The organism is Streptomyces sp. NPDC096193 (assembly GCF_040302905.1).
GTDB lineage: Bacteria > Actinomycetota > Actinomycetes > Streptomycetales > Streptomycetaceae > Streptomyces.
In genome coordinates, this window is sequence record NZ_JBEOSJ010000013.1 from 148,713 (window position 1) to 168,835 (window position 20,123).

A 20,123-nucleotide genomic window follows, 5' to 3' on the forward strand; every position below is an offset into this window, starting at 1 on the left:
CCCGGGGAACGCGTACCACCGGCGGGTTTCCTGAAGGAAGGCGGGCTACCAGCGAGGCGGCGGCGGTGAGGTCAGCTGGTCGGCGAGCCGCGAGAGCCGGTCCCGCAGGCTCCGCCGGCCGCGCGCCACCGGCAGACTGTTCTCCCCGGCCGCCGCGCTCACCAGATGCTGCACGGTGTCCAGATCGACCTCGTCCGCGACCGCCGCCACCGTCAGCGCCTCGTGCGCGAGCCCGTGCACCTCCGGGTCCCCGCCGTCCAGCGCCAGCACCGTCGCCCCGGCCCGCCGCGCGTCGTGCACCCGCTCCAGCAGCTCCGCCTCCGGCTGCCCCGGCGCGACCACCAGCAGTGTCTCGCCCCGGCGCGCCGCCTCCAGCCGGCCGAGCCCCACCGCCAGCTGCGGCGGGTCCCCGGGCCGCACCCGGTGGCGTACCAGCGTCGGCGTCAGTTCCGGCTGCCCCGACCAGGCGGCCTCGTCGACCAGATGCGCCGCGAGATGCCAGGGCTCGTACGCCTCGGTCCCCACCAGGAGCAGCCCACCGCCCTGCGGGACCACCGACGACCGCAGGACCCCGGCGAAGCGCCGGGTCGCCGCCGGCCACTCGGTACCCGCCAGGACTTCGCGCAGCAGCGCGACGCGTACGGCATCCATGGCCCCGCATCCTGCCCGACACCCCGCCCCCGGCGGGCGGGCTTCGGTGCGGCTCACCCGTTCGTGCGCCCGATACCAGCAAGTAAGGTCGGCTGCATGACTTCTACTGACAACGCAGGCACGGCGCCGAAGCCCGCGGCCAAGGACCCCTGGGACCTCCCCGACGTGTCCGGCCTGGTCGTCGGCGTGCTCGGCGGTACCGGGGACCAGGGGCGCGGGCTCGCCTACCGCCTCGCCCGGGCCGGGCAGAAGGTGATCATCGGCTCCCGCGCGGCGGAGCGCGCCGAGACCGCCGCCGCCGAACTGGGCCTCGGCGTCGAGGGCGCGGACAACGCCGAGTGCGCGCGGCGCAGCGACGTGGTGATCGTGGCGGTGCCGTGGGACGGGCACGCCAAGACCCTCGAGACCCTCCAGAAGGAGCTCGCGGGCAAGCTGGTCGTCGACTGCGTCAACCCGCTCGGCTTCGACAAGAAGGGCGCCTACGCGCTCAAGCCGGAGGAGGGCAGCGCCGCGGAGCAGGCCGCCGCCCTGCTGCCGGACTCCCGGGTGACCGCCGCCTTCCACCATCTGTCCGCGGTGCTGCTCCAGGACGAGTCGATCGAGGAGATCGACACCGATGTGATGGTGCTGGGCGAGTCGCGCGAGGACACCGACATCGTGCAGGCGATCGCCGCACGCATCCCCGGGATGCGCGGAGTGTTCGCCGGCCGGCTGCGCAACGCCCACCAGGTCGAGTCGCTGGTCGCCAACCTGATCTCGGTGAACCGGCGCTACAAGGCGCACGCCGGGCTGCGCGTCACCGACGTGTAGTCGCGCGCGGGGCATGGGGGACACTGGGCGGGACGAATCACCCCCCGACAGGAGCCGTACCCCATGCCCCGCCTCGCTCTCTACGCCCTCATCTTCTGCGTGCTCGCCGTCGTGGCGGCCGTGGTCTCGTTCGTGCAGGGCAGCTGGTTCGGGATCCTCTGGGTGCTGATCGCCGGCCTCACCTCGAACATGGCCTGGTACTACTTCCGCCGTGCCAAGGCGGAGCGCGCCGCCCGCTGACCCGCGGTCGCCCGCCCCGCGGCCGCCGGCGCCCCTGCCCCGGTCGCGCACGCCGCCCCGCTTCCGTCACGCCGGGCAGGCCTCGGGCGCCGCCTGCCAGAAGCGGTAGTACTCCAGCCCGCAGCCCGGGAGCCCCGTCTCGACGCCGAGCCCGCGCAGGATCGCGTCGACCGAATCGAAGAACAGCCCGTTCACCTCGGGGATGAACAGCAGGCCGAACACGGCGATCAGTCCGAACGGCGCGAACGGCTCCACCTGCCGGCGGATCTTGTACGAGAGCCAGGGCTCGATCACGCCGTAGCCGTCGAGGCCCGGCACCGGCAGGAAGTTCAGGATCGCCGCGGAGACCTGGAGCAGCGCGAGGAACCCCAGCGCGTACTGGAACACCGGCGGCACGCCGTCCAGCGCGTCCAGCCAGAACGGGGCGGTGCAGACGACCGCGAACAGGACGTTCGTCAGCGGCCCCGCGGCCGAGATCAGGCTGTGCTTCCAGCGGCCGTTGATGCGGTTGCGCTCGATGAAGACCGCGCCGCCGGGCAGACCGATACCGCCCATGATCACGAACAGCACCGGCAGCACGATGCTGAGCAGCGCATGGGTGTAGGCGAGGGGGTTGAGGGTGAGATACCCCTTCGTCCCTATGGAGATGTCGCCGCTGTGCAGCGCGGTACGGGCGTGCGCGTACTCGTGAAGACAGAGTGAGACGACCCAGGCCGAGGTGACGAAGAGGAACACCGCGAGGCCCGTGCTCGCGGAGAACTCCGTCCACACCGCCCAGCCGGTCACCGCCATCACGGCGACGATGCCGAGGAAGACGGGACTGATGCCCCGGCCGCTGTGGCGGGAGGTGGCGGTGGTCATGGGTGCGGCTCCTGGGGATGCGTGGGCGTGCGGTCGACCGTACCGGGGACGGACACAGAACGTTCCGCCGAGGCCCGAGGGTTCCTGCTGCACAGCTCCGCGGGCGGGGCAGGGACAATGGGCGGGTGCGCTTCTCGCTACTCGGCACCACTCAGGCATGGCACGACGACGGAACACCCGTCGCGCTCGGCGGTGCGCGGCTGCGGACGCTGCTGACCGTCCTGGCGCTGCGGCCCGGTCGTACGGTCCCCGTCGCCACCCTGGTGGACGAGGTGTGGGACGGCGATCCGCCGGGGGACGCGGTCGGCGCGGTCCAGGCGCTCGTGGGCCGGCTGCGCCGGGTGCTGGGCCGCGACGCGGTCGCCTCGCCCGAGGGCGGCGGCTACCGGCTGTGCGCCGACGGGGACGACGTGGACCTGCACCGCTTCGACCGGCTGGCGGGTGAGGGGGCGCGGGCGCTGGAACACGGAGACCCGGTCAAGGCCGCGGCCCTCCTCGACGACGCCCTCGCGCTGTGGCAGGACCCGGTGCTCGCCGACCTGCCCGCCCGTGCGGCCGAGACGGCCCGCTGGCAGTCCCGCCGCCTGGACGCCCGGCGCACCCGCCTCGCGACGGCGCTGGCCCTCGGCCGAGCCGAGGAGGCGCTGCCGGAGCTGGTGGCGCTCTGCGAGGACCACCCGATCGACGAATCGCTCCAGGCGCTGCGGCTGCGCGCCCTGCGGGCCACGGGCCGCCCGGCGGAGGCACTGGCCGCGTACGAGACGGTCCGCAGATCCCTCGCCGACCGTCTCGGCGCCGACCCGGGCCCCGAACTGCGGTCCCTGCACGCGGAATTGCTCGCGGATCGGGGCGCTCCCGAAACTCCCGGGCACACCGCAGCCCCAGGGCGGCCGGACGCGGACGGTACGGACGCCGGACCCCTGCGCGAGGCGGGGAACCTCCGCGCACGGCTCACCTCCTTCGTCGGCCGCGACGCCGACATCGGCGCCATCCGCCAGGACCTCGGTGCCGCCCGGCTCGTCACCCTCCTCGGGCCCGGCGGGGCCGGGAAGACACGGCTCTCGCAGGAGGCCGCCGAGCATGCCGCGCCGCACATGGCGTGGCCCGACGGCGTCTGGATGGCCGAACTCGCCCCCGTCGACGACCCCGACAACGTGCCGGACGCCGTTCTCACCGCTCTCGGCGCGCGCGAGACCGTGCTGCGCGGCGCCGGTGCGGAGGAGCTGCGGGCCGCCGAGCGGCACGGCGACGATCCGCTCGTCCGGCTCGTCGAGCACTGCTCGCACCGCCGCATGCTGTTGCTCCTCGACAACTGCGAGCATGTGATCGGAGCCGCCGCGGTGCTCGCCGAGCGGCTGCTCCAGAACTGCCCGGGCCTCACGGTGCTCGCCACCAGCCGGGAACCCCTCGGTGTTCCGGGCGAGTTGCTGCGGCCGGTGGACCCGCTGCCCGACCCGATGGCCCTGCGGCTCTTCGCGGACCGCGGCACGGCCGCCCGCCCGGGCTTCCGGATCGAGGACGACCGGGCGGCGGCCGCGGAGATCTGCCACCGCCTCGACGGACTGCCGCTGGCCATCGAACTCGCCGCGGCCCGCCTCCGTATGCTCACCCCACGGCAGATCGCCGACCGTCTCGACGACCGGTTCCGGCTGCTGACCGGCGGCAGCCGCACCGTCCTGCCCCGCCAGCAGACCCTGCGCGCCGTCGTCGACTGGTCCTGGGACCTGCTCGACGACGCCGAACGGACCGTCCTGCGGCGGCTGTCGGTCTTCGCGGGCGGCTGCGACCTGGCTGCCGCCGAAGCGGTCTGCGCCGACCCGGAGGACGCCGTTGCGGACGCCGCCCGGCCCGGCGCCCGCCCGTCCCACCCCGGTGACGTGGCCGACAACCTCGGATCCCTCATCGACAAGTCGCTCGTCGTCGCCGCCCCCGCCCCGGACGGCCTGATGCGCTACCGGCTCCTGGAGACCGTCGGGGAGTACGCCGCCGAGCGTCTCGACGAGGCCGGTGAGCGGGCCGCCGTGGAGCGCCGCCATCTCGTCCACTACCGGGAGGTGGCCCGGACGACGGACCCGCTCCTGCGCGGCCCGGACCAGCGTGCCGCCATCGACCTCTTCGAGCGCGAGTACGAGAATCTGCGCACCGCCATGCGCCGGGCCGTCGCCGCCCGTGACGAACAGGAGGCGCTGCACCTCGTCCTCTCGCTGGCCTGGTACTGGCAGATGCGGGACCTGCGTTCGGAGGCCCGGCACTGGTCCTCCGTGGCCGGTGCGCTCGGCCCGGATCCGTTCCTGCCGCCGGCCGAGGCCGCGCCCCCGGTCTTCGAGCGGTTCACGGACGCTCCGCCGCCCATGGGGCCCGAACTGCTCCAGGAGGCCCGGCGCTGCGTCGCGCTCATGCGCATGGTCTTCATGAACCACGACCTCGACGCGTGGACGACCCCCGAGGCCATGGACTGGCTGCGCAGCGTCACCCGGGTCTACGCCCCCGGCCTCCCGCAGACCTGCCGCTCGCCCGCCTCGCTGTGGTTCTACGCCGTGCTGATGACCGGTGACATCAACAGCCTGAAGACGTTGATGGACGAGACCGTCAGCGCCTGCCGTGCCTACGGCTACGAGTGGGAGCTCGCCGCCGCGCTCCAGAACCGCGCCAACCTCCTTGCCAACCGCACCCATTGGGCCGGTGACGCGACCCGTGACGCGGACGAGTCGCTGGAGATCTTCGTCCGGCTCGGTGACGCCTGGGGCGCGGCCGAGTCCCTCTCCGCGCGTGGCGAGGCCCAGGAGCGGCGCGGCGAGTACCCGGGCGCGGCCGAGGACTTCCGCGCGGCCATCGGCTACGCCGAACGGATCGGCGCCCAGGCGCAGGTGGCGGTCCTGCGGTGCCGGCTCGCGGGGATCATGATGGAGATCGGCGAGGGGGAGCGCGGCGAGCGGATCATCCGGGAGGTCCTCGCCGAGAACCGCGGCCTGGAGAACGAGTCGAGAGCCGTGGCCCGGCTCTTTCTCGCCCTGCGGCTCGGCAGCACCGGCCGCAGCGAGGAGGCCCGGGTCGAGATCGGTCTGCTCATGGAGCAGTTCCGCTCGAACACCCTGGCCATCTTCGAGGGCATGGTGATCGGATACGTGGCCTGGCTCGATCTCGTCGACGGCTTCCACTCCAAGGCGGTGGAGGGCTCGCGCCTGGCGCTGGAACGGGCACGCGACCCGCTGAGCATGATGGTCGCCCCGCAACTGGTCTCCACGCATCTGGTGACGGCCGCCCGGGCGGTCGCCCTGGACCGGCCGGAACGGTCGGCTGACGCCGCCAGGGTGCTCGCGGTGGCCGACGCCCAGCTGCCGCCCCGTCACTTCGCGGTCCTGCACGAGCGGGAGAACCGCGCCGAATGCGAGACGGTCCTGCGCGGACACCTCGGCGACGAGCGCTACGAGAGCGCCTACGCCGAGGGCGACGGCCTCACGCTGGACGAGGCCGCCGCCCTGATCTGACCCGCCGGCCGCACCGGGCCGCCGGGCTCAGGTCTTCTTGCGGAACTTGGCGACCGCGAGCGGCGCCGTCACCACCGTGATGGCGGCGGCCCAGGCGAGCGTCATCCACACCGAGTGGGCGACCGCACCGCCGTTGATCAGCGCCCGTGCCGCGTCCGCGAGGTTGGACAGCGGGTTGTAGTCGGTGAAGCTCTCCAGCCAGCCTGGCATCGTCGTCGGCGGGGCGAAGATCGACGACCCGAACTGGAGCGGCATCAGAACGAGCATGGCCACTCCCTGGACGGCCTGGGCCGTCTTCATGGTGAGACCGAGCAGAATGAAGATCCACATCAGTGAGGCGCCGAAGACCGTGGAGAGACCGATCGCCGCGAGCAGGTGCAGCACCGAGGTCTTGATCTCCAGGCCGAGCGCGAAGCCCATGCCGAGCAGGATCGTGGTCGCGACCAGCATCCGGCCGACCTCGACGACGATCTTGGCGATGAGCACCGAGGACCGTGCGATGGGCATGGACCGGAACCGGTCCATCACGCCCTTCTTGAAGTCGTCGTTGACACCGGTGCCGACGGCCATGGCGATGTTCATGCCCATCATGGCCATCAGGCCGGGGATCACGTAGTTGACGTACGCGTCCTGGTTGCCCTTGCCGGAGATCGCGCCGCCGAAGACGTACACGAACAGCAGGGTGAAGATGATCGGCATGAGCACGGCGTCGAACATCGACTCCGGGTCCTGCTTGATCTGGAGCGCGTTGCGGCGCACCAGCGCGCCGATGTGGCGCAGATTGCCGCGCAGGCCGATCCGGCCCTCGCCGGCCGGCGCCGCGGGGCGTCGGGCGGGCGCCTCGGTGGACGCGGGGGTGGCGGTTGCCGTGCTCACGCGGCGACCTCCTCTTCGGTCGTCTCGGACACGGACGTCTTCTCGCCCGTGATGGCCAGGAACACCTCGTCGAGGCTGGGCAGATGGGTGCCGATGTGCGCGATGCCGAAGCCGTGCGAACCCATCAGGCCGACGACGGCGGTCAGTTGGGCGTCGCTGAGGATCGGCACGTACAGCAGGCCCTCGTCGGGCACGACCGTGGCGCCGGAGACGCCGTCGAGTCCGGCCTCGGCGAGGACCCGCGCCATCGCGGGCAGCTGAGCGGTGTCGGACGGCCGGATCTGCAGGGTGCGTCCGCCGACCTTGGCCTTGAGTTCGTCCACCCGGCCGTTGGCGATGACCCGCCCCTTGTCGATGACCGTGAGCTCGTTGGCGAGCTGCTCGGCCTCTTCCATGTACTGGGTGGTCAGCAGGACGGTCGCCCCCTCCGCGACCATCCGCTGGACCTCGTCCCAGACCTCGTTGCGCGTCCGGGGGTCGAGTCCGGTCGTCGGCTCGTCCAGATAGAGCACGGCCGGCTGCCCGATCATCGAGGCGGCGAGGTCGAGACGCCGGCGCATACCGCCGGAGTACTGCATCGCGGGCCGCTTCGCCGCGTCGGTGAGCGAGAAGCGCTCCAGCATCTCGTCGGCGCGCTGCCGGGCGGCCCTGCGCGGCAGATCGAGCAGCCGCCCGATCATGTAGAGGTTCTCCCAGCCGGACAGCTTCTCGTCGACCGAGGCGTACTGACCGGTGAGTCCGATGGTGCGCCGCAGCTGCCGCGGCTGCTTCACCACGTCGTAGCCCGCCACGATCGCGGTGCCGGCGTCCGGGGTGACGAGGGTGGAGAGGCAGCGTACGAGTGTGGTCTTGCCGGCGCCGTTGGGGCCGAGCACACCGAGCACGGTGCCCTCGCGGACCTCCAGGTCCACCCCGTCCAGCGCCTTGGTCTCGCCGTAGTGCTTGACCAGCCCCCGCACCTCGACGGCGTTGTCCTTGCCGCCGTCGGGGTTCTTGTCGATTCGCGTCATGGCGCCAATAATGCGGGGTCCCACCGACAAGCGGCCGACAGGTCACCGACAGAACGCTCGTGCTCCGCCGACATCAGCGGATGTGCGGGTCAGGAAGGCTTGGCGTAGTCCCCGAAGCCGATCCAGTCGATCACGACACAGGGCTCGTCGCCGAGCACCCAGGCGTCGTGGCCGGGTTCGACGGCGAAGAACTCGCCGGGCGCCGCCTCTCCCGTCTCGCCGTCGTCCATGACGATCTTCATCCGGCCGCTGACGACGTAGCCGGCGTGGGCGGCCTCGCAGCTCTTGGTGCCGGCGAGGGGCGCCACATGCTGGGACCACTGCCAGCCCGGTTCGAACACGGCCCGGCCGACGGGTCCGTGCGCTGTGGTGACCAACTGGAGTTTTCCCTTGCCGTCCTCGAACGGTCGGGTCTCGTCTGCGGAGTCGAAGCTCTTGTGCGTGATGCCGGTCATGGTCATCCGCCTCCTGGCGGCGAACGAAAGGGGCCCCGAGTCCGTCTTCCAGGCTACGCCGGGAGCGTCCCAGGGGTCCCGTACACACCGACAGCCCGCCGACGGGGGAAGATCGGCGGGCTGTCGTCTGTGCCGGGAGTGGCTAGTGGAAGGTGTGCTCTTCCTGCGGGAACGCACCGCCGACGACGTCGTCCGCGAAGGCCTTCGCGGCGTCGCCGAGCGTCCGGCGCAGGTCGGCGTACTGCTTGGTGAAGCGCGGCACCTTGCCGCCCGTGAGGCCCGCCATGTCCGTCCAGACGAGGACCTGGGCGTCCGTGTCGGGACCGGCGCCGATGCCGATCGTGGGGATGTGCAGGGAACGGGTGACCTCGGCGGCCAGCTCCGCGGGGACCAGTTCGAGGACGACCGCGAAGGCGCCGGCGTCCTGGGCGGCCTTGGCGTCGCGCAGCAGCCGGTGGGCGGCCTCGTCGCCGCGGCCCTGTACCCGGTAGCCCATGGTGTTCACGGACTGCGGGGTCAGGCCCAGGTGGGACATCACGGGGATGCCGGACTGGACGATCAGCTCGGTCTGCGGCAGCGAGCGCTCGCCGCCCTCCAGCTTGACCGCGCCGACGCCCGCCTCCTTGACCAGCCGGGTGGCGTTGCGCAGGGCCTGGACGGGCCCCTCCTGGTACGAACCGAACGGGAGGTCGCCGACGACGAGGGCGCGGCTGGTGCCCCGGACGACCGCCGCGGAGAGCAGGGTCATCTCGTCCATGGTGACCGGAACGGTGGTGTCGTAGCCGAGGTGGGTGTTGCCCATGGAGTCGCCGACGAGCATCACGGGGATACCGGCCTCGTCGAAGACGGAGGCGATCATCGCGTCGTAGGCGGTCAGCATGGGCCACTTCTCGCCGCGTTCCTTGGCGGCGGAGATGTCGTGGACCGTGATGCGGCGAGTGCCCTTGCCGCCGTACAGCGCCTTGCTGCTGTCGGTGGGCTTCTGGGCAGCCTGAAGCGTCATGGCTAACGGCTCCTTCGTCATCTCGAGGCACCCTGACGGCGTCCCCGGATCTGCTCCATGGTGGCACCTCGTGCCGCCGGGACGGAAGGGGAGGGGGCCGGTCGGGTGTCGGCCCGCTATTCGAGACGTTTTCGTATTGAAATGGGATATTCTGCGCCGATGGCCACACCGTCGGGTCGTGTCGCACCCTCTGTCCCCGAGACCGTCCACCGTCGACGCTGGGCGATCCTCACCGTCCTGACGTTCAGCATGCTCATCGTGGTGCTGGACAACTCGATCCTGAATGTGGCGGTCAAGACGATCGCCACCCCCGCGCCCACGGGCATCGGCGCCACCCAGAGCGAGCTGGAGTGGGCGATCAACGCCTACACGCTCGTCTTCGCCGGCCTCCTGTTCACCGCCGGCCTGGTCGGCGACCGGCTCGGGCGCAAGAACGTGCTGCTCCTCGGCGTCCTGGTCTTCGGCACGGGCTCCGCGCTCGCCGCCTTCTCCGGTACCCCCTCGGAACTCATCGTCTACCGGGCGATCATGGGTCTCGGCGCCGCCTTTGTGATGCCCGCCACGCTCGCCGTCCTGATGAACGTCTTCGAGCGCGACGAGCAGGCCCGGGCGATGGGGATCTGGACGGGCAGCGTGGGCGTCGCCATCGCCATCGGCCCGTTCACCGGCGGAGTGCTCCTGGAGCACTTCTGGTGGGGTTCGATCTTCCTGATCAACGTCCCCGTCGTGATCGTCGCGCTGGTCACGATGGCGATCCTGGTGCCCGACTCCAAGGACCCGAATCCCGGCCGTCTCGACCCCGTCGGTGTGCTGCTGTCCATCGTCGGTCTGGTGCTGCTGGTCTACGGCATCATCCGCGGCGGCGAGCTCGCCGACTTCACCACGGCCTCCGTGCTGCTCCCGGTGGTCGGCGGCCTCGTCGTGCTGGTCGGCTTCGTCCTGTACGAGAAGCGCATCGACCATCCCGCGCTGGACATCTCCTGCTTCGCCAAGCCGGCCTTCTCCGCGGCGATCGCCGCCATGGCACTGGTCTTCTTCGCCGTGATGGGCGTGACGTTCTTCTCCGCCTTCTATCTCCAGAGCATCCGCGGCTACAGCCCGCTGCACGCCGGCATGCTCGTCCTGCCGCTCGCCGTCGCCCAGGTGGTCTTCGCCCCCCGCGCCCGCCTCGTCGTCGACCGGTTCGGCGCCCGGCCCGTCTGTGCCGTCGGCATGGTGATGGTCGCGGCCGGACTCGCGGCCTTCGTGTTCTTCGACGCGTCCACGCCCCTGTGGGTCGTCGAGTTCATGCTGTTCGTCCAGGGCGTCGGAATGGCCCACATCATGCCGCCGGTCACCCTGTCGGTGATGCAGGCGCTGCCCCGCGAGAAGGCCGGCTCCGGCTCCGCGGTCAACAACACCTTCCGCCAGGTCGGCGGAGCGCTCGGCGTCGCCGTACTCGGCTCGCTGCTGTCCACGCGCTACCGCAGCGAGATCGAGGAGCATCTGCTGAGCGTTCCGGTGGACGCGCGCAGCGCGGCCGGGGAATCGATCGAGGCCACCCTCGGCGTGGCGGAGAAGATGGGCCCGGCGGGCAAGGCGCTCGTCGGCCCGGCGCAGGAAGCCTTCCTCGACGCCATGCATCTCACAGCGGCCTGTGCGGCGATCGTGGCCGTCGCCGGAGCGGTCGTCGTGGCGCTCTTCCTGCCGGGCAGGGCCCCGGCCAGGCCGGCGCCCGAGCCCGACGCGCTGCCCGAGCGGGAGGGCGCCGGACGCTGACCCGTGGCCCGGCGACGAACAGACGACAGCCGCGGCGAACCCGGCGATGAGCCGGGAGGCAAACGGCCGGCGCCGACGAACAGACGACAGCCGCGGCGACGCACCGGGCGGCCGGCGACGAACCGGTGGGCGAACGGGCGGTTGCGGCGGTGACGACGGTGAGAGGCGGTGCGGAGATGCCCGTGCAGGACGACCGGGCGCGCCCCGGCCGGGCGGCCCCCGGCCCCGCGCGCGCCGCGAGCCACGCCGAACCCCCCACCGCCGGCGGCCCCACGCCGGTGGTCCGCCGCGGCCGGCCGCGCAGCGAGGCTGCCGAACGGTCGATCGTCGAGGCCGTGATGAGCCTGCTGGAGGAGGGCCTGCCGCTCTCCGAACTCTCCGTCGACCGCATCGCCCGTACCGCCGGCGTCGGCAAGGCCACCGTCTACCGCCGCTGGGAGGGCAAGGAGGCGCTGTTCGTCGACGTCGTCCGCTCCATCGAGCCGGTGGACCCGCCGCTGCCAGGCACGTCGGTACGGGACGACCTGGTCGCGATGCTGGAGACCGTGCGCCGGCGCGGACTCGCCAAACGGGACTCGGCCCTGCTGCACAACGTCTTCGCCCAGATGCAGAGTTACCCCCGGCTCTGGGACATGTACCACCGCACCTCGCTGGCACCCCGGCGCCGCCAGATGGACGAAGTGCTGCGCCGGGGCGTCGAGATGGGCGAGATCCGCGACGACATCGACGTCGATCTGCTGGGCGACCTGTTCCTCGGCCCGATGCTCGTACGGACCGTGCTGCGGCCGGACGGGACACCGGGCGAGGGCAGCGCGGAACAGATAGTCGACGCGGTGCTCGCGGGGGTCCGCGGGCCCGTGTGACACGCCGCGCCGAGGAGTTGCCGGAAGTGTGCGTGTTCTGTCACAGCGCCCCAACCTGGCCCGATACCAGGAACCCCGCGTGCCCGGCTGTCGTCTCCGAAACAGTACGGCCGCCCCGGGGCGGCAGGGACAGTACCGTCATCGCCTAGTGTCGACGCCGAGGCTGGTGTGACGGCAAGGCAGTGAGGACAGCTCCATGGTGCAGGCGTACAAGACGGAGACCGGGAACGGCGGCCCGGGGGACCGGTTCACCTCATCCCGGGCCCGGCGCCTGCTGGAGCGCTGGCGGGGGGACAGCGGCATCTGGCGGCGCGGTCTTCTCCTCGCGTCCTGCGCCGTGGTGATCGCGCTGCTGATGATCCTGCACGCGCAGATGCCCAACAGGATCGGGAACCTCGGCAGTCTCGCGGAGACGTTTCTCCCGTGGCTGGGCGTCTTCATCCCGGTGATCCTCGTCGCCGCCGTGTGGCGGCGTTCGGCCACCGCGCTGATCGCGCTGCTGCTCCCGACCATCGTGTGGCTGAACCTCTTCGGCGGGCTGCTGACCGACAAGTCGGTCACCGGCGGCGATCTGACGGTCGCCACGCACAACGTGAACGCGGACAATCCGGACCCCGGGGGCACCGCCCAGGAGGTGGCCGCCTCGGGCGCGGACGTCGTCGCCCTCCAGGAACTGCCCCAGGGGCAGGTCTCCACCTACGAGGCAGCGCTCGCGGGGACGTACAAGTACCACTCGGTGCAGGGCACGGTCGGCCTGTGGAGCAAGTACCCCATGAGCGACACCGCGCCCGTCGACATCAACATGGGCTGGACGCGCGCGATGCGCTCCACCGTGCAGACCCCGCAGGGCGCGGTCGCGGTGTACGTGGCCCACATGCCCTCGGTACGGGTGAAACTGAACGCCGGCTTCACCGCCAACCAGCGTGACAACAGCGCCGACGCGCTCGGCGAGGCGATCGCCCGCGAGCCGGTCGCCAGGGTCGTGCTCCTCGGCGACCTCAACGGGACGATGAACGACCGCTCGCTGAAGGCCATCACCTCGCAGATGCGCTCCACCCAGGGCGCGGCGGGAGACGGCTTCGGCTTCAGCTGGCCGGCGTCGTTCCCGATGGCGCGGATCGACCAGATCATGGTGCGGGGGATCGACCCGGTCTCGTCGTGGACGCTGCCGAAGACGGACAGCGACCACCTGCCGATCGCGGCGCGGGTCACCTTCTGACCGCGGTCCGAGGGCCCGCAGGTCTCTTCGGGCCCTCGGACCGAAACCCGGCGTTCACTCCGGGGGAACCGGCGCGTGAGACCCTTTGTTCAGTAAAGGAACTTACGCGTTGTGAAAGGTCCACCCCCATGCCCCTGGCGCTGCTCGCGCTTGCCGTCTCCGCCTTCGGCATCGGCACCACAGAATTCGTCATGATGGGCCTGCTGCCCAACGTCGCCGACGACCTCGGCACGTCCGTCCCCACCGCGGGACATCTCGTCTCCGCGTACGCGATCGGCGTCGTCCTCGGCGCGCCCCTGCTCACCGCCCTCGGCTCACGCGTCCCGCGCAAGAAGATGCTCCTGCTCCTGATGGCGCTCTTCGTCGTCGGCAACCTCGCCTCCGCGCTCGCCCCCGGTTACGGCTGGCTGGTCGCGGGCCGGGTGCTCGCCGGGCTTCCGCACGGTGCGTTCTTCGGTGTCGGCGCTGTCGTCGCCGCGCGGCTGGTCGCCGACGGGCGGCAGGCGCGGGCCGTGGCCACGATGTTCCTCGGCCTCACCGTCGCCAACATCGTCGGCGTTCCCGCCGCCACCCTGCTCGGGCAGCACCTCGGCTGGCGCGCCACCTTCCTCGTGGTCACCGCGATCGGCCTGGTCGCCATGGTGGCGCTCGCCCGGCTCGTCCCGCTGATACCCATGGACGATCATCAGAGCCTCGGCCGGGAGATGCGCGCCCTCGGCAACCGCCAGGTGCTCCTCGGCCTGCTCACCGCCGTCTTCGGCTTCGCGGGCGTCTTCGCCGTCTACTCGTACCTGGCCTCGATGACCACCGAGGTCATGGGATTCGGGGAGTCCTCCGTCACCCTCGTCCTCGCGCTGTTCGGGATCGGCATGACGCTCGGCGCGCTCGCCGCGGGACCGCTCACCGACCGGGCGCTGCGCCCCACGCTGTACGGATCGCTCGCCGCACTCGCGATCGTGCTGGTCGCCTTCCGCTTCACCGTGCACCACCAGGCGGCCGCCCTCGTCACCGTCGTCGTCCTCGGCGCGGTCGGGTTCATGACCACGACCCCGCTGCAGATGCTGGTGATGAACAAGGCCAAGGACGCCCCGACGCTGGCCTCCGCCTCCAACCACTCCGCGTTCAACCTGGCCAACGCGGGCGGCGCCTGGCTCGGTGGCACGGCCATCGCGGCGGGCTGGGGCTGGACGTCCCCGATGCTGGTCGGCGCCGTGCTCGCGGTGGCCGGACTGGGCATCGCCGCCACCGCCGGACTGCTGGACCGTACGGCGAAGGGGAGCTCCCGCGTCATCGCCGCGGGAAGCCCCCCTCCGTCCGGACAGCGCGACGTCAGCCGGTCGTCTCGCGCCAGCGGTTCGTGATCGGCAGCCGCCGGTCCTTGCCGAAGCCCTTCGCCGAGATCTTGGTGCCCGGCGGGTACTGGCGTCGCTTGTACTCCGCCGTGTCCACCATCCGCAGCGTCTTCGCGACCAACTCCTCGTCGAAACCGGCCGCCACGATGGCGTCCTTGCCCTGGTCCCGGTCCACGTACATGGCGAGGATCCCGTCCAGCACGTCGTAGTCCGGCAGCGAGTCGGTGTCGACCTGTCCGGGCCGCAGCTCGGCACTCGGCGGCTTGCTGATCGAGGCCTCCGGGATCGGCGGCACCTGACCGCGCTCCTCGGCGGCGCGGTTGCGCCACCGCGCCAGCCGGAAGACGGTCGTCTTGTAGACGTCCTTGATCGGTCCGTACGCGCCGACCGAGTCGCCGTACAGCGTCGAATACCCCACCGCCAGCTCGGACTTGTTGCCCGGCGCGAGCACGATGTGGCCCTCCTGGTTGGACAGGGCCATCAGCATCGTGCCGCGCAGCCGTGACTGGAGGTTCTCCTCGGCGAGGCCGGTGAGGGTGAGCGAGCCCATGTACGCGTCGAACATCGGCTCGATCGACACCGTCCGGAAGTTGAGCCCCGTGCGGCGGGCCAGTTCGGCCGCGTCGCCTTTGGAGTGGTCCGAGGAGTACTTCGACGGCATCGAGACGCCGTACACGTTCTGCGCGCCGAGCGCGTCGCAGGCGATCGCGGCGACGAGCGCCGAGTCGATACCGCCCGACAGCCCGACCAGCACCGAACGGAACCCGTTCTTGGCGGCGTACGCGCGCAGGCCCACGACCAGCGCCGAGTACACCTCCTCGTCGTCTTCCAGGCGCTCGGCGTAGCCGCCCGGCACCTCCGCCTCGTACGCGGGCAGCGGCTCCTCGGAGATGACGACGTGGTCGATCCGCAACCCGTCGTCCACCACCCCCGACGGCACCTCGCCCGCGGCCGGCAGCTCCAGGTCGAGAACGACGCAGCCCTCCGAGAACTGCGGTGCACGCGCGACGACTTCACCCCGCGCGTCGACCACGATCGAGTCACCGTCGAAGACCAGCTCGTCCTGCCCGCCGATCATCGCGAGGTACGCCGTGGTGCAGCCGGCCTCCTGGGCGCGCTTGCGCACCAGTTCCAGGCGGGTGTCGTCCTTGTTCTGCTCGTACGGCGAGGCGTTGATGGACACCAGCAGCCCGGCGCCGGCGGAACGCGTGGCGGGCACCCGCCCGCCGTCCTGCCAGAGGTCCTCGCAGATCGCCAGCGCGACGTCGACGCCGTGCACCCGGATCAGCGGCATCGTGTCGCCGGGCATGAAGTAGCGGAACTCGTCGAAGACGCCGTAGTTGGGCAGATGGTGCTTGGCGAACGTCAGCACCACCTCGCCCCGGTGCAGCACGGCGGCGGCGTTCCGCGGCGCCCCCGCCGGCTGACCGTACTTCGGCTGGGCGTGCTCGGCGCGGTCGAGGAAGCCGAGGATCACGGGCAGTTCGCCGAAGCCCTCGTCGTCGAGCCGCACGGCGAGTGCCCGCACGGCGGCCCGGGAGGCTTCCACGAAGGACGACCGCAGGGCCAGGTCCTCCACGGGGTAGCCGGTCAGCACCATCTCGGGGAAGGCGACGAGGTGCGCCCCCTGCTCGGCGGAGTGCCGGGTCCAGTGCACGATCGCCTCGGCGTTACCGGTGAGGTCGCCGACGGTCGAGTCGATCTGATTCAGAGCGAGACGTAGTTGAGGCACGCGGCCCAGTGTAATCGTCTCTCTGACGCGATGTCCTGTGGGAGGACGACATGTGCCGTCGCGCGCGCGTGAGGTGCCACAACTGCCGTCGTGGGGCACCTATCGCACCCGTTCCCATGCCCGAACCGGCTTCTTCGGCGTGCCGCACCCGGAACGTTGATCACGACACCAGGCCCGGCCCCGGGGGCCGGCCGGCCGCCGCGCGTGGCAGGCTGGCGGGAAACGCACGTGCCGTCATGGGCAGGGGCGGGGAGAGGCGGGGCGCAGTGACGTTCGTACGGGTGGGCGGGGTGGCGCACCATGTGGTCGTCGAGGGCAGCGGCCCGGTCTGCGTCCTGAGCGCCGGCCTCGCCATGAGCTGGTTCGACTGGGACGCGGTCGTGCCCCTCCTCGCACCGCACCGCACGGTCGTCCGCTTCGACCGGCCGGGCCACGGGCTCAGCGCCCCCGCCACCGTGCCGCCCTCGGCCTCCGGTGAGGCCCACCGCATCGCGGGCCTGCTCGACGCGCTCGGGGCCGACGGGCCGGTGACGGTGGTGGGCCATTCGATCGCCGGCTTCCATGCCGAGGCCTTCGCCCGGCTCCACCCCGCCCGTACGGCGGCCGTCGTCCTCGTCGACTCCAGCGTCGAGGAGGGTGCGCGCCCGCCGGCCGCGCCCGCCGTCCGTGCCGCCGTCACCGGCGCGGTCGGCAGGGCGCTGGGAGCCCTCGGCGCACCGGCCGCCCTCGGCCCGCCGACCCGGCGCGCGGCCGTGCGTCTGTCCCGCACGGGCGGCGGCGACCCGGCACCCGCGGACCTCGTACGGCGCTGCTACGGCACCTCGCGCGTGCTGCGCGGTGCGCTGCTGGAGAACACCCACTACCGCGCGGTCGCCGCCGAACTCCTCGACCTGCGCGAGCGGTACGCACTGCCGGAGGTACCGGTCACCGTGCTCGCCGCCGACGCCGCGGGGAGCCGGTGGACGGCGCGGCAGCGGGCGTTCGCCGAACTGCTCGGCGCCCGGTTCCAGGAGGTCGCGGCCGGTCATCTGCTGATGCTCGACCGGCCGGACGCGGTGGCCGCGGCCGTACTGGGCACTGATCAGGAGGCCTCGGCATGGCACGGCTGACCCTGCGGATCACGGGCCGCGAGCTGCCCGGCAGCGTGTGCGGCGACTACCGCGACGTCCATGTGGGCATCCAACGCGGCCGTGAGCCGGACCAGTTGGTGCGGGCCGACGCGGCCGAGGCGGTGTTCGACATCCCGGTCGAGACGGTCGAGGCCGCCGACGGATCGGCCGACTTCCGTGGCCCCTGTGTCCAGGGGCGGCGCGGGGAGCGCTTCGTCTATCTGACCTGGGGCGAGCTTCCGGACGGCGGTGAGTTCTCGATGTTCCGCCGGGCGAAGGTCTTCCTCGCCGATCTGCCGCAGGGGGCGGCCGCCGGTGGCACGGCGGAGACCGTGCTGGGCCTGACGGACAGCTGCGGAATGCCGCTCTGCGCGGCGGCCCGCCCGCCCCGGATCACCTGGCGGCTGACGGGGGCGGACGGCCGCTGAGGCTCACCGGGACGGCGCGCGGTGACGCGTGGCGGGGGTACGGGCGCGGTTGGCGCCCGCGGTGACGCGTGACGCGTGGGTACGGGCGGCGGTTGCGGCCGGACCGGCCTGCCGCGGACCTGCTGCGGCCCGGCCGGTCGGAACCGGACCGGGCGGGCCCTTACCCGAATCGGCCCGAGGAGGATCCGTACCGAACCGGCCGGGAGGCGGGCCCTTACCCGAACCGGCCGGGAGGCGGATCCGTACCGAACCCGCCCGCGCAGCCGGCCCGTACGCGAATCCACTCGCGCGGCCGACCCGTACAGGACCCGCTCCCCGCGCATTGGGCGCTCAGGACCGGGCGTCCGCGCCCCGCTTGTGCAGCAGGTCCACCATCAGGGCGACCTCCGACTCCTGCGCGGCGACCATGCCCTCCGCGAGGTCCCGTTCCGCACCGACCGTGCACAGCTCCACACAGCCCTTGGCCATGGAGATCCCACCGTTGTGGTGGACGATCATCAGCTGGAGATACTCGATCTCGGCCTGCTTGCCCACGGCCTTGTCCAGCCGTTCCACTTCCGCCTTCGTCGCCATGCCCGGCATCAGCGAGCCGTCCTCGGCCTGATGACCGGAACCGCCGTGGCCGCCATGGCCACCCTTCGCGTCGCCGACCATCCAGGCCATCGGCTCGCTGTCCGGCGCGACCTTCGGGAGGCCCCACAGGTCCAGCCAGCCCAGCATCATGCCGCGCTGGTTGGCCTGGGTGTTGGCGATGTCGTACGCGAGCCGGCGGACCTCGTCGTCCTGCGTACCGTCGCGCACGATGAACGACATCTCCACCGCCTGCTGGTGATGGACCGCCATGTCGCGCGCGAACCCGGCGTCCGCCGAATTCGCCGTCGGCGCCGCGGCCGTGGCGGAGTCACCACCACCCGCGGAGGCCACCGTGGCGGCCCCCGCGAACAGCAGCGCCAGGACGACCGCCACGACGGCCGCCCAGTGCGTACGGGTCATACGGATCACTTGCCACCCAGACCGTTGGTGCACGCGGCGCCCGGCTCGGGCGTCTGCGGGCCCTGCACGTACTTGGTGAAGAACTGGCTCACGCGCTTGTCGCTCGCGCTGTCGACGGTGACCTGCTTGCCCCACGCGGAGATCATGATGGCGCCCGCCTGGTCCTTGACCGGGCTCATCATCGAGTACGGCGTCTTCTTCACCTTGTCGGCGAGCTTGCTCACCTCACCGGCCGGGGCCTTGTCGTTGTACGTCACCCACACGGCGCCGTGCTCCAGCGAGTGCACCGCGTTCACGTCGGGGACCGGCTCCGTGTAGACGTCGCCGTTGCAGTTCATCCAGACCTGGTTGTGGTCACCGCCGACCGGCGGCTTCATGGGGTAGCTGACGGCCTTGGTGACGTGGTTGCGCCCGAGCTTCTTGGCGTCCCAGGACTTCTCGCCGGCGACCGGCTCCTTCGCCTCGGCGACCTGCTGGTCCTTCTTCTCGGACTCCTTGTTGAGGACGAAGACGCCGAAGCCGACCAGGCCGGCCACGACGACACCGCTGATGGCGATCGTGATGATGCGCCCGCGGCGCTCGCGCGCCTGCTCGGCGCGGCGCATCTCCTCTATTCGGGCCCGGCGGTCGTTGGTGCGGGAAGCCATGATGTGTCGTCCTTCGTCAATGAAGTGATCGGCGGGGGCGGGGGAGATGCGGGACGACTCAGGTCCGCAGCACCTGAAGGACGTGCAGGCTCGGAGCGCGGGGCAGCGCGGTGGCATGGGGAGGCCGGGCCGTGCCGGCCGGGCGGTCCAGCCGCGGCAGCTGTTCCCCGGTGTCCAGCGGCGGGTCGAGCGGCGGGGCGGTGAGTACGGCGGGGCTGACCATGGGCAGCAGCCCGCAGGCGCCGTTGTCGTACGGGCACGAGTACGCGGCCACCGTCGTGTCCAACGCCGTGCCGTGGTGGTCGGCCGACGCGCTCGGGCAGATGAAGAGCGCGCCGAGCAGCGTCGCCACGGCACCCAGCAGTGCCACGGGACGCATGGTGCGCGTGAGCCGAGGGCCCCCCATGGCCGCGATCGTAGCGAGCGGGGCGGCGCGCCGGAACGGGGGCTCCGTTCCCGGCCCCCGCGACCGGCCGCTTCCGGCCTCCGTGGCGGCCCTTCGGGCGCGGTCGCGGCCCGCGGAACACGCCCATCACAGGTGAGAGGGGACTCAGGGTCGTCTCCCGGTGTGCCCTGACCCACAATGGGCTCAGCCCGGGTTCGCAACCTGCCTGAAACCCATGGGTGG

Annotated in this window: 19 protein-coding genes; 9 read left to right on the top strand and 10 right to left on the bottom strand. The window is 72.0% G+C overall.

Features of this window, described 5'->3' with window-relative positions:
* Positions 1–45: 45 nt before the first annotated feature.
* On the bottom strand, positions 46–651 hold the full coding sequence (locus ABTX78_RS20390; RefSeq protein ID WP_352208177.1) for a hypothetical protein: 606 nt from the start codon (positions 649–651) through the stop codon (positions 46–48).
* A gap of 96 nt (positions 652–747) precedes the next feature.
* Here ABTX78_RS20390 and npdG point away from each other — a divergent pair, with 96 nt between their 5' ends.
* Positions 748–1,461: an NADPH-dependent F420 reductase gene (gene npdG, locus ABTX78_RS20395; protein WP_313946682.1), complete on the top strand. Its 714-nt coding sequence runs from the start codon at positions 748–750 to the stop codon at positions 1,459–1,461.
* A 63-nt stretch (positions 1,462–1,524) separates the two neighbouring features.
* On the top strand, positions 1,525–1,701 hold the full coding sequence (locus tag ABTX78_RS20400) for a hypothetical protein (protein WP_352208178.1): 177 nt from the start codon (positions 1,525–1,527) through the stop codon (positions 1,699–1,701).
* A gap of 66 nt (positions 1,702–1,767) precedes the next feature.
* Here ABTX78_RS20400 and ABTX78_RS20405 read toward each other — a convergent pair whose 3' ends face one another.
* Positions 1,768–2,562, bottom strand: coding sequence for a site-2 protease family protein (locus ABTX78_RS20405; protein WP_352208179.1), 795 nt, complete (start codon positions 2,560–2,562; stop codon positions 1,768–1,770).
* A 125-nt stretch (positions 2,563–2,687) separates the two neighbouring features.
* Between ABTX78_RS20405 and ABTX78_RS20410 the strand changes: the two genes are divergently transcribed.
* Entirely contained in the window at positions 2,688–6,050 is a 3,363-nt protein-coding gene (locus ABTX78_RS20410; protein WP_352208180.1) for an AfsR/SARP family transcriptional regulator, read from the top strand.
* 27 nt (positions 6,051–6,077) lie between these two features.
* On the opposite strand, the gene ABTX78_RS20415 is transcribed toward ABTX78_RS20410, so the two are convergent.
* The 4 genes from ABTX78_RS20415 to panB all read right to left on the bottom strand — a co-directional run bounded on the left by ABTX78_RS20415 (position 6,078) and on the right by panB (position 9,394).
* Positions 6,078–6,926 carry an ABC transporter permease gene (locus ABTX78_RS20415; RefSeq protein WP_502993910.1) on the bottom strand — a complete coding sequence of 283 codons (849 nt, stop codon included), beginning with the start codon at positions 6,924–6,926 and terminating at the stop codon, positions 6,078–6,080.
* Positions 6,923–7,936, bottom strand: a complete 1,014-nt coding sequence (locus tag ABTX78_RS20420; RefSeq protein WP_352208181.1) for an ATP-binding cassette domain-containing protein — start codon at positions 7,934–7,936, stop codon at positions 6,923–6,925. The genes ABTX78_RS20415 and ABTX78_RS20420 overlap by 4 nt, the downstream gene beginning before the upstream one ends.
* A gap of 89 nt (positions 7,937–8,025) precedes the next feature.
* Complete coding sequence (locus ABTX78_RS20425) at positions 8,026–8,391, bottom strand: cupin domain-containing protein (RefSeq protein WP_352208182.1); 366 nt, start codon at positions 8,389–8,391, stop codon at positions 8,026–8,028.
* Positions 8,392–8,533: 142 nt separating this feature from the next.
* On the bottom strand, positions 8,534–9,394 hold the full coding sequence (gene panB, locus ABTX78_RS20430) for a 3-methyl-2-oxobutanoate hydroxymethyltransferase (RefSeq protein ID WP_352208183.1): 861 nt from the start codon (positions 9,392–9,394) through the stop codon (positions 8,534–8,536).
* 159 nt (positions 9,395–9,553) lie between these two features.
* On the opposite strand from panB, the gene ABTX78_RS20435 reads away from it, so the two are divergent.
* The 4 genes from ABTX78_RS20435 to ABTX78_RS20450 all read left to right on the top strand — a co-directional run bounded on the left by ABTX78_RS20435 (position 9,554) and on the right by ABTX78_RS20450 (position 14,595).
* On the top strand, positions 9,554–11,152 hold the full coding sequence (locus ABTX78_RS20435) for an MFS transporter (RefSeq protein ID WP_352208184.1): 1,599 nt from the start codon (positions 9,554–9,556) through the stop codon (positions 11,150–11,152).
* 176 nt (positions 11,153–11,328) lie between these two features.
* Positions 11,329–12,015: a TetR/AcrR family transcriptional regulator gene (locus ABTX78_RS20440; protein WP_502993912.1), complete on the top strand. Its 687-nt coding sequence runs from the start codon at positions 11,329–11,331 to the stop codon at positions 12,013–12,015.
* Positions 12,016–12,211: 196 nt separating this feature from the next.
* Positions 12,212–13,234 (top strand): endonuclease/exonuclease/phosphatase family protein, encoded by a 1,023-nt coding sequence (locus tag ABTX78_RS20445; RefSeq protein WP_352208186.1) that lies wholly within the window; start codon positions 12,212–12,214, stop codon positions 13,232–13,234.
* A 128-nt stretch (positions 13,235–13,362) separates the two neighbouring features.
* A complete protein-coding gene (locus ABTX78_RS20450; protein WP_352208187.1) occupies positions 13,363–14,595 on the top strand; it encodes an MFS transporter in 1,233 nt (410 codons plus the stop codon).
* On the opposite strand, the gene ABTX78_RS20455 is transcribed toward ABTX78_RS20450, so the two are convergent.
* The gene (locus ABTX78_RS20455) at positions 14,564–16,318 is read right to left on the bottom strand and encodes an NAD+ synthase (RefSeq protein ID WP_352208188.1); all 1,755 of its coding nucleotides are present in this window, start codon (positions 16,316–16,318) and stop codon (positions 14,564–14,566) included. The genes ABTX78_RS20450 and ABTX78_RS20455 overlap by 32 nt on opposite strands.
* Before the next feature lie 266 nt (positions 16,319–16,584).
* Here ABTX78_RS20455 and ABTX78_RS20460 point away from each other — a divergent pair, with 266 nt between their 5' ends.
* Both ABTX78_RS20460 and ABTX78_RS20465 read left to right on the top strand, forming a co-directional pair.
* Positions 16,585–17,427, top strand: coding sequence for an alpha/beta fold hydrolase (locus tag ABTX78_RS20460; protein ID WP_352208189.1), 843 nt, complete (start codon positions 16,585–16,587; stop codon positions 17,425–17,427).
* A complete protein-coding gene (locus tag ABTX78_RS20465) occupies positions 17,415–17,855 on the top strand; it encodes a DUF5990 family protein (protein WP_352208190.1) in 441 nt (146 codons plus the stop codon). Before ABTX78_RS20460 ends, ABTX78_RS20465 begins: the two co-directional genes overlap by 13 nt.
* A 330-nt stretch (positions 17,856–18,185) precedes the next feature.
* Here ABTX78_RS20465 and ABTX78_RS20470 read toward each other — a convergent pair whose 3' ends face one another.
* From ABTX78_RS20470 to ABTX78_RS20480, 3 genes are read right to left on the bottom strand one after another with little or no spacing between them, the layout of a single operon-like run.
* The gene (locus ABTX78_RS20470; protein ID WP_352208191.1) at positions 18,186–18,848 is read right to left on the bottom strand and encodes a DUF305 domain-containing protein; all 663 of its coding nucleotides are present in this window, start codon (positions 18,846–18,848) and stop codon (positions 18,186–18,188) included.
* Between the two features lie 5 nt (positions 18,849–18,853).
* Complete coding sequence (locus tag ABTX78_RS20475) at positions 18,854–19,495, bottom strand: thioredoxin-like domain-containing protein (protein ID WP_352208192.1); 642 nt, start codon at positions 19,493–19,495, stop codon at positions 18,854–18,856.
* A 58-nt stretch (positions 19,496–19,553) separates the two neighbouring features.
* Positions 19,554–19,901, bottom strand: coding sequence for a hypothetical protein (locus tag ABTX78_RS20480; RefSeq protein ID WP_352208193.1), 348 nt, complete (start codon positions 19,899–19,901; stop codon positions 19,554–19,556).
* Between the last annotated feature and the right edge of the window lie 222 nt (positions 19,902–20,123).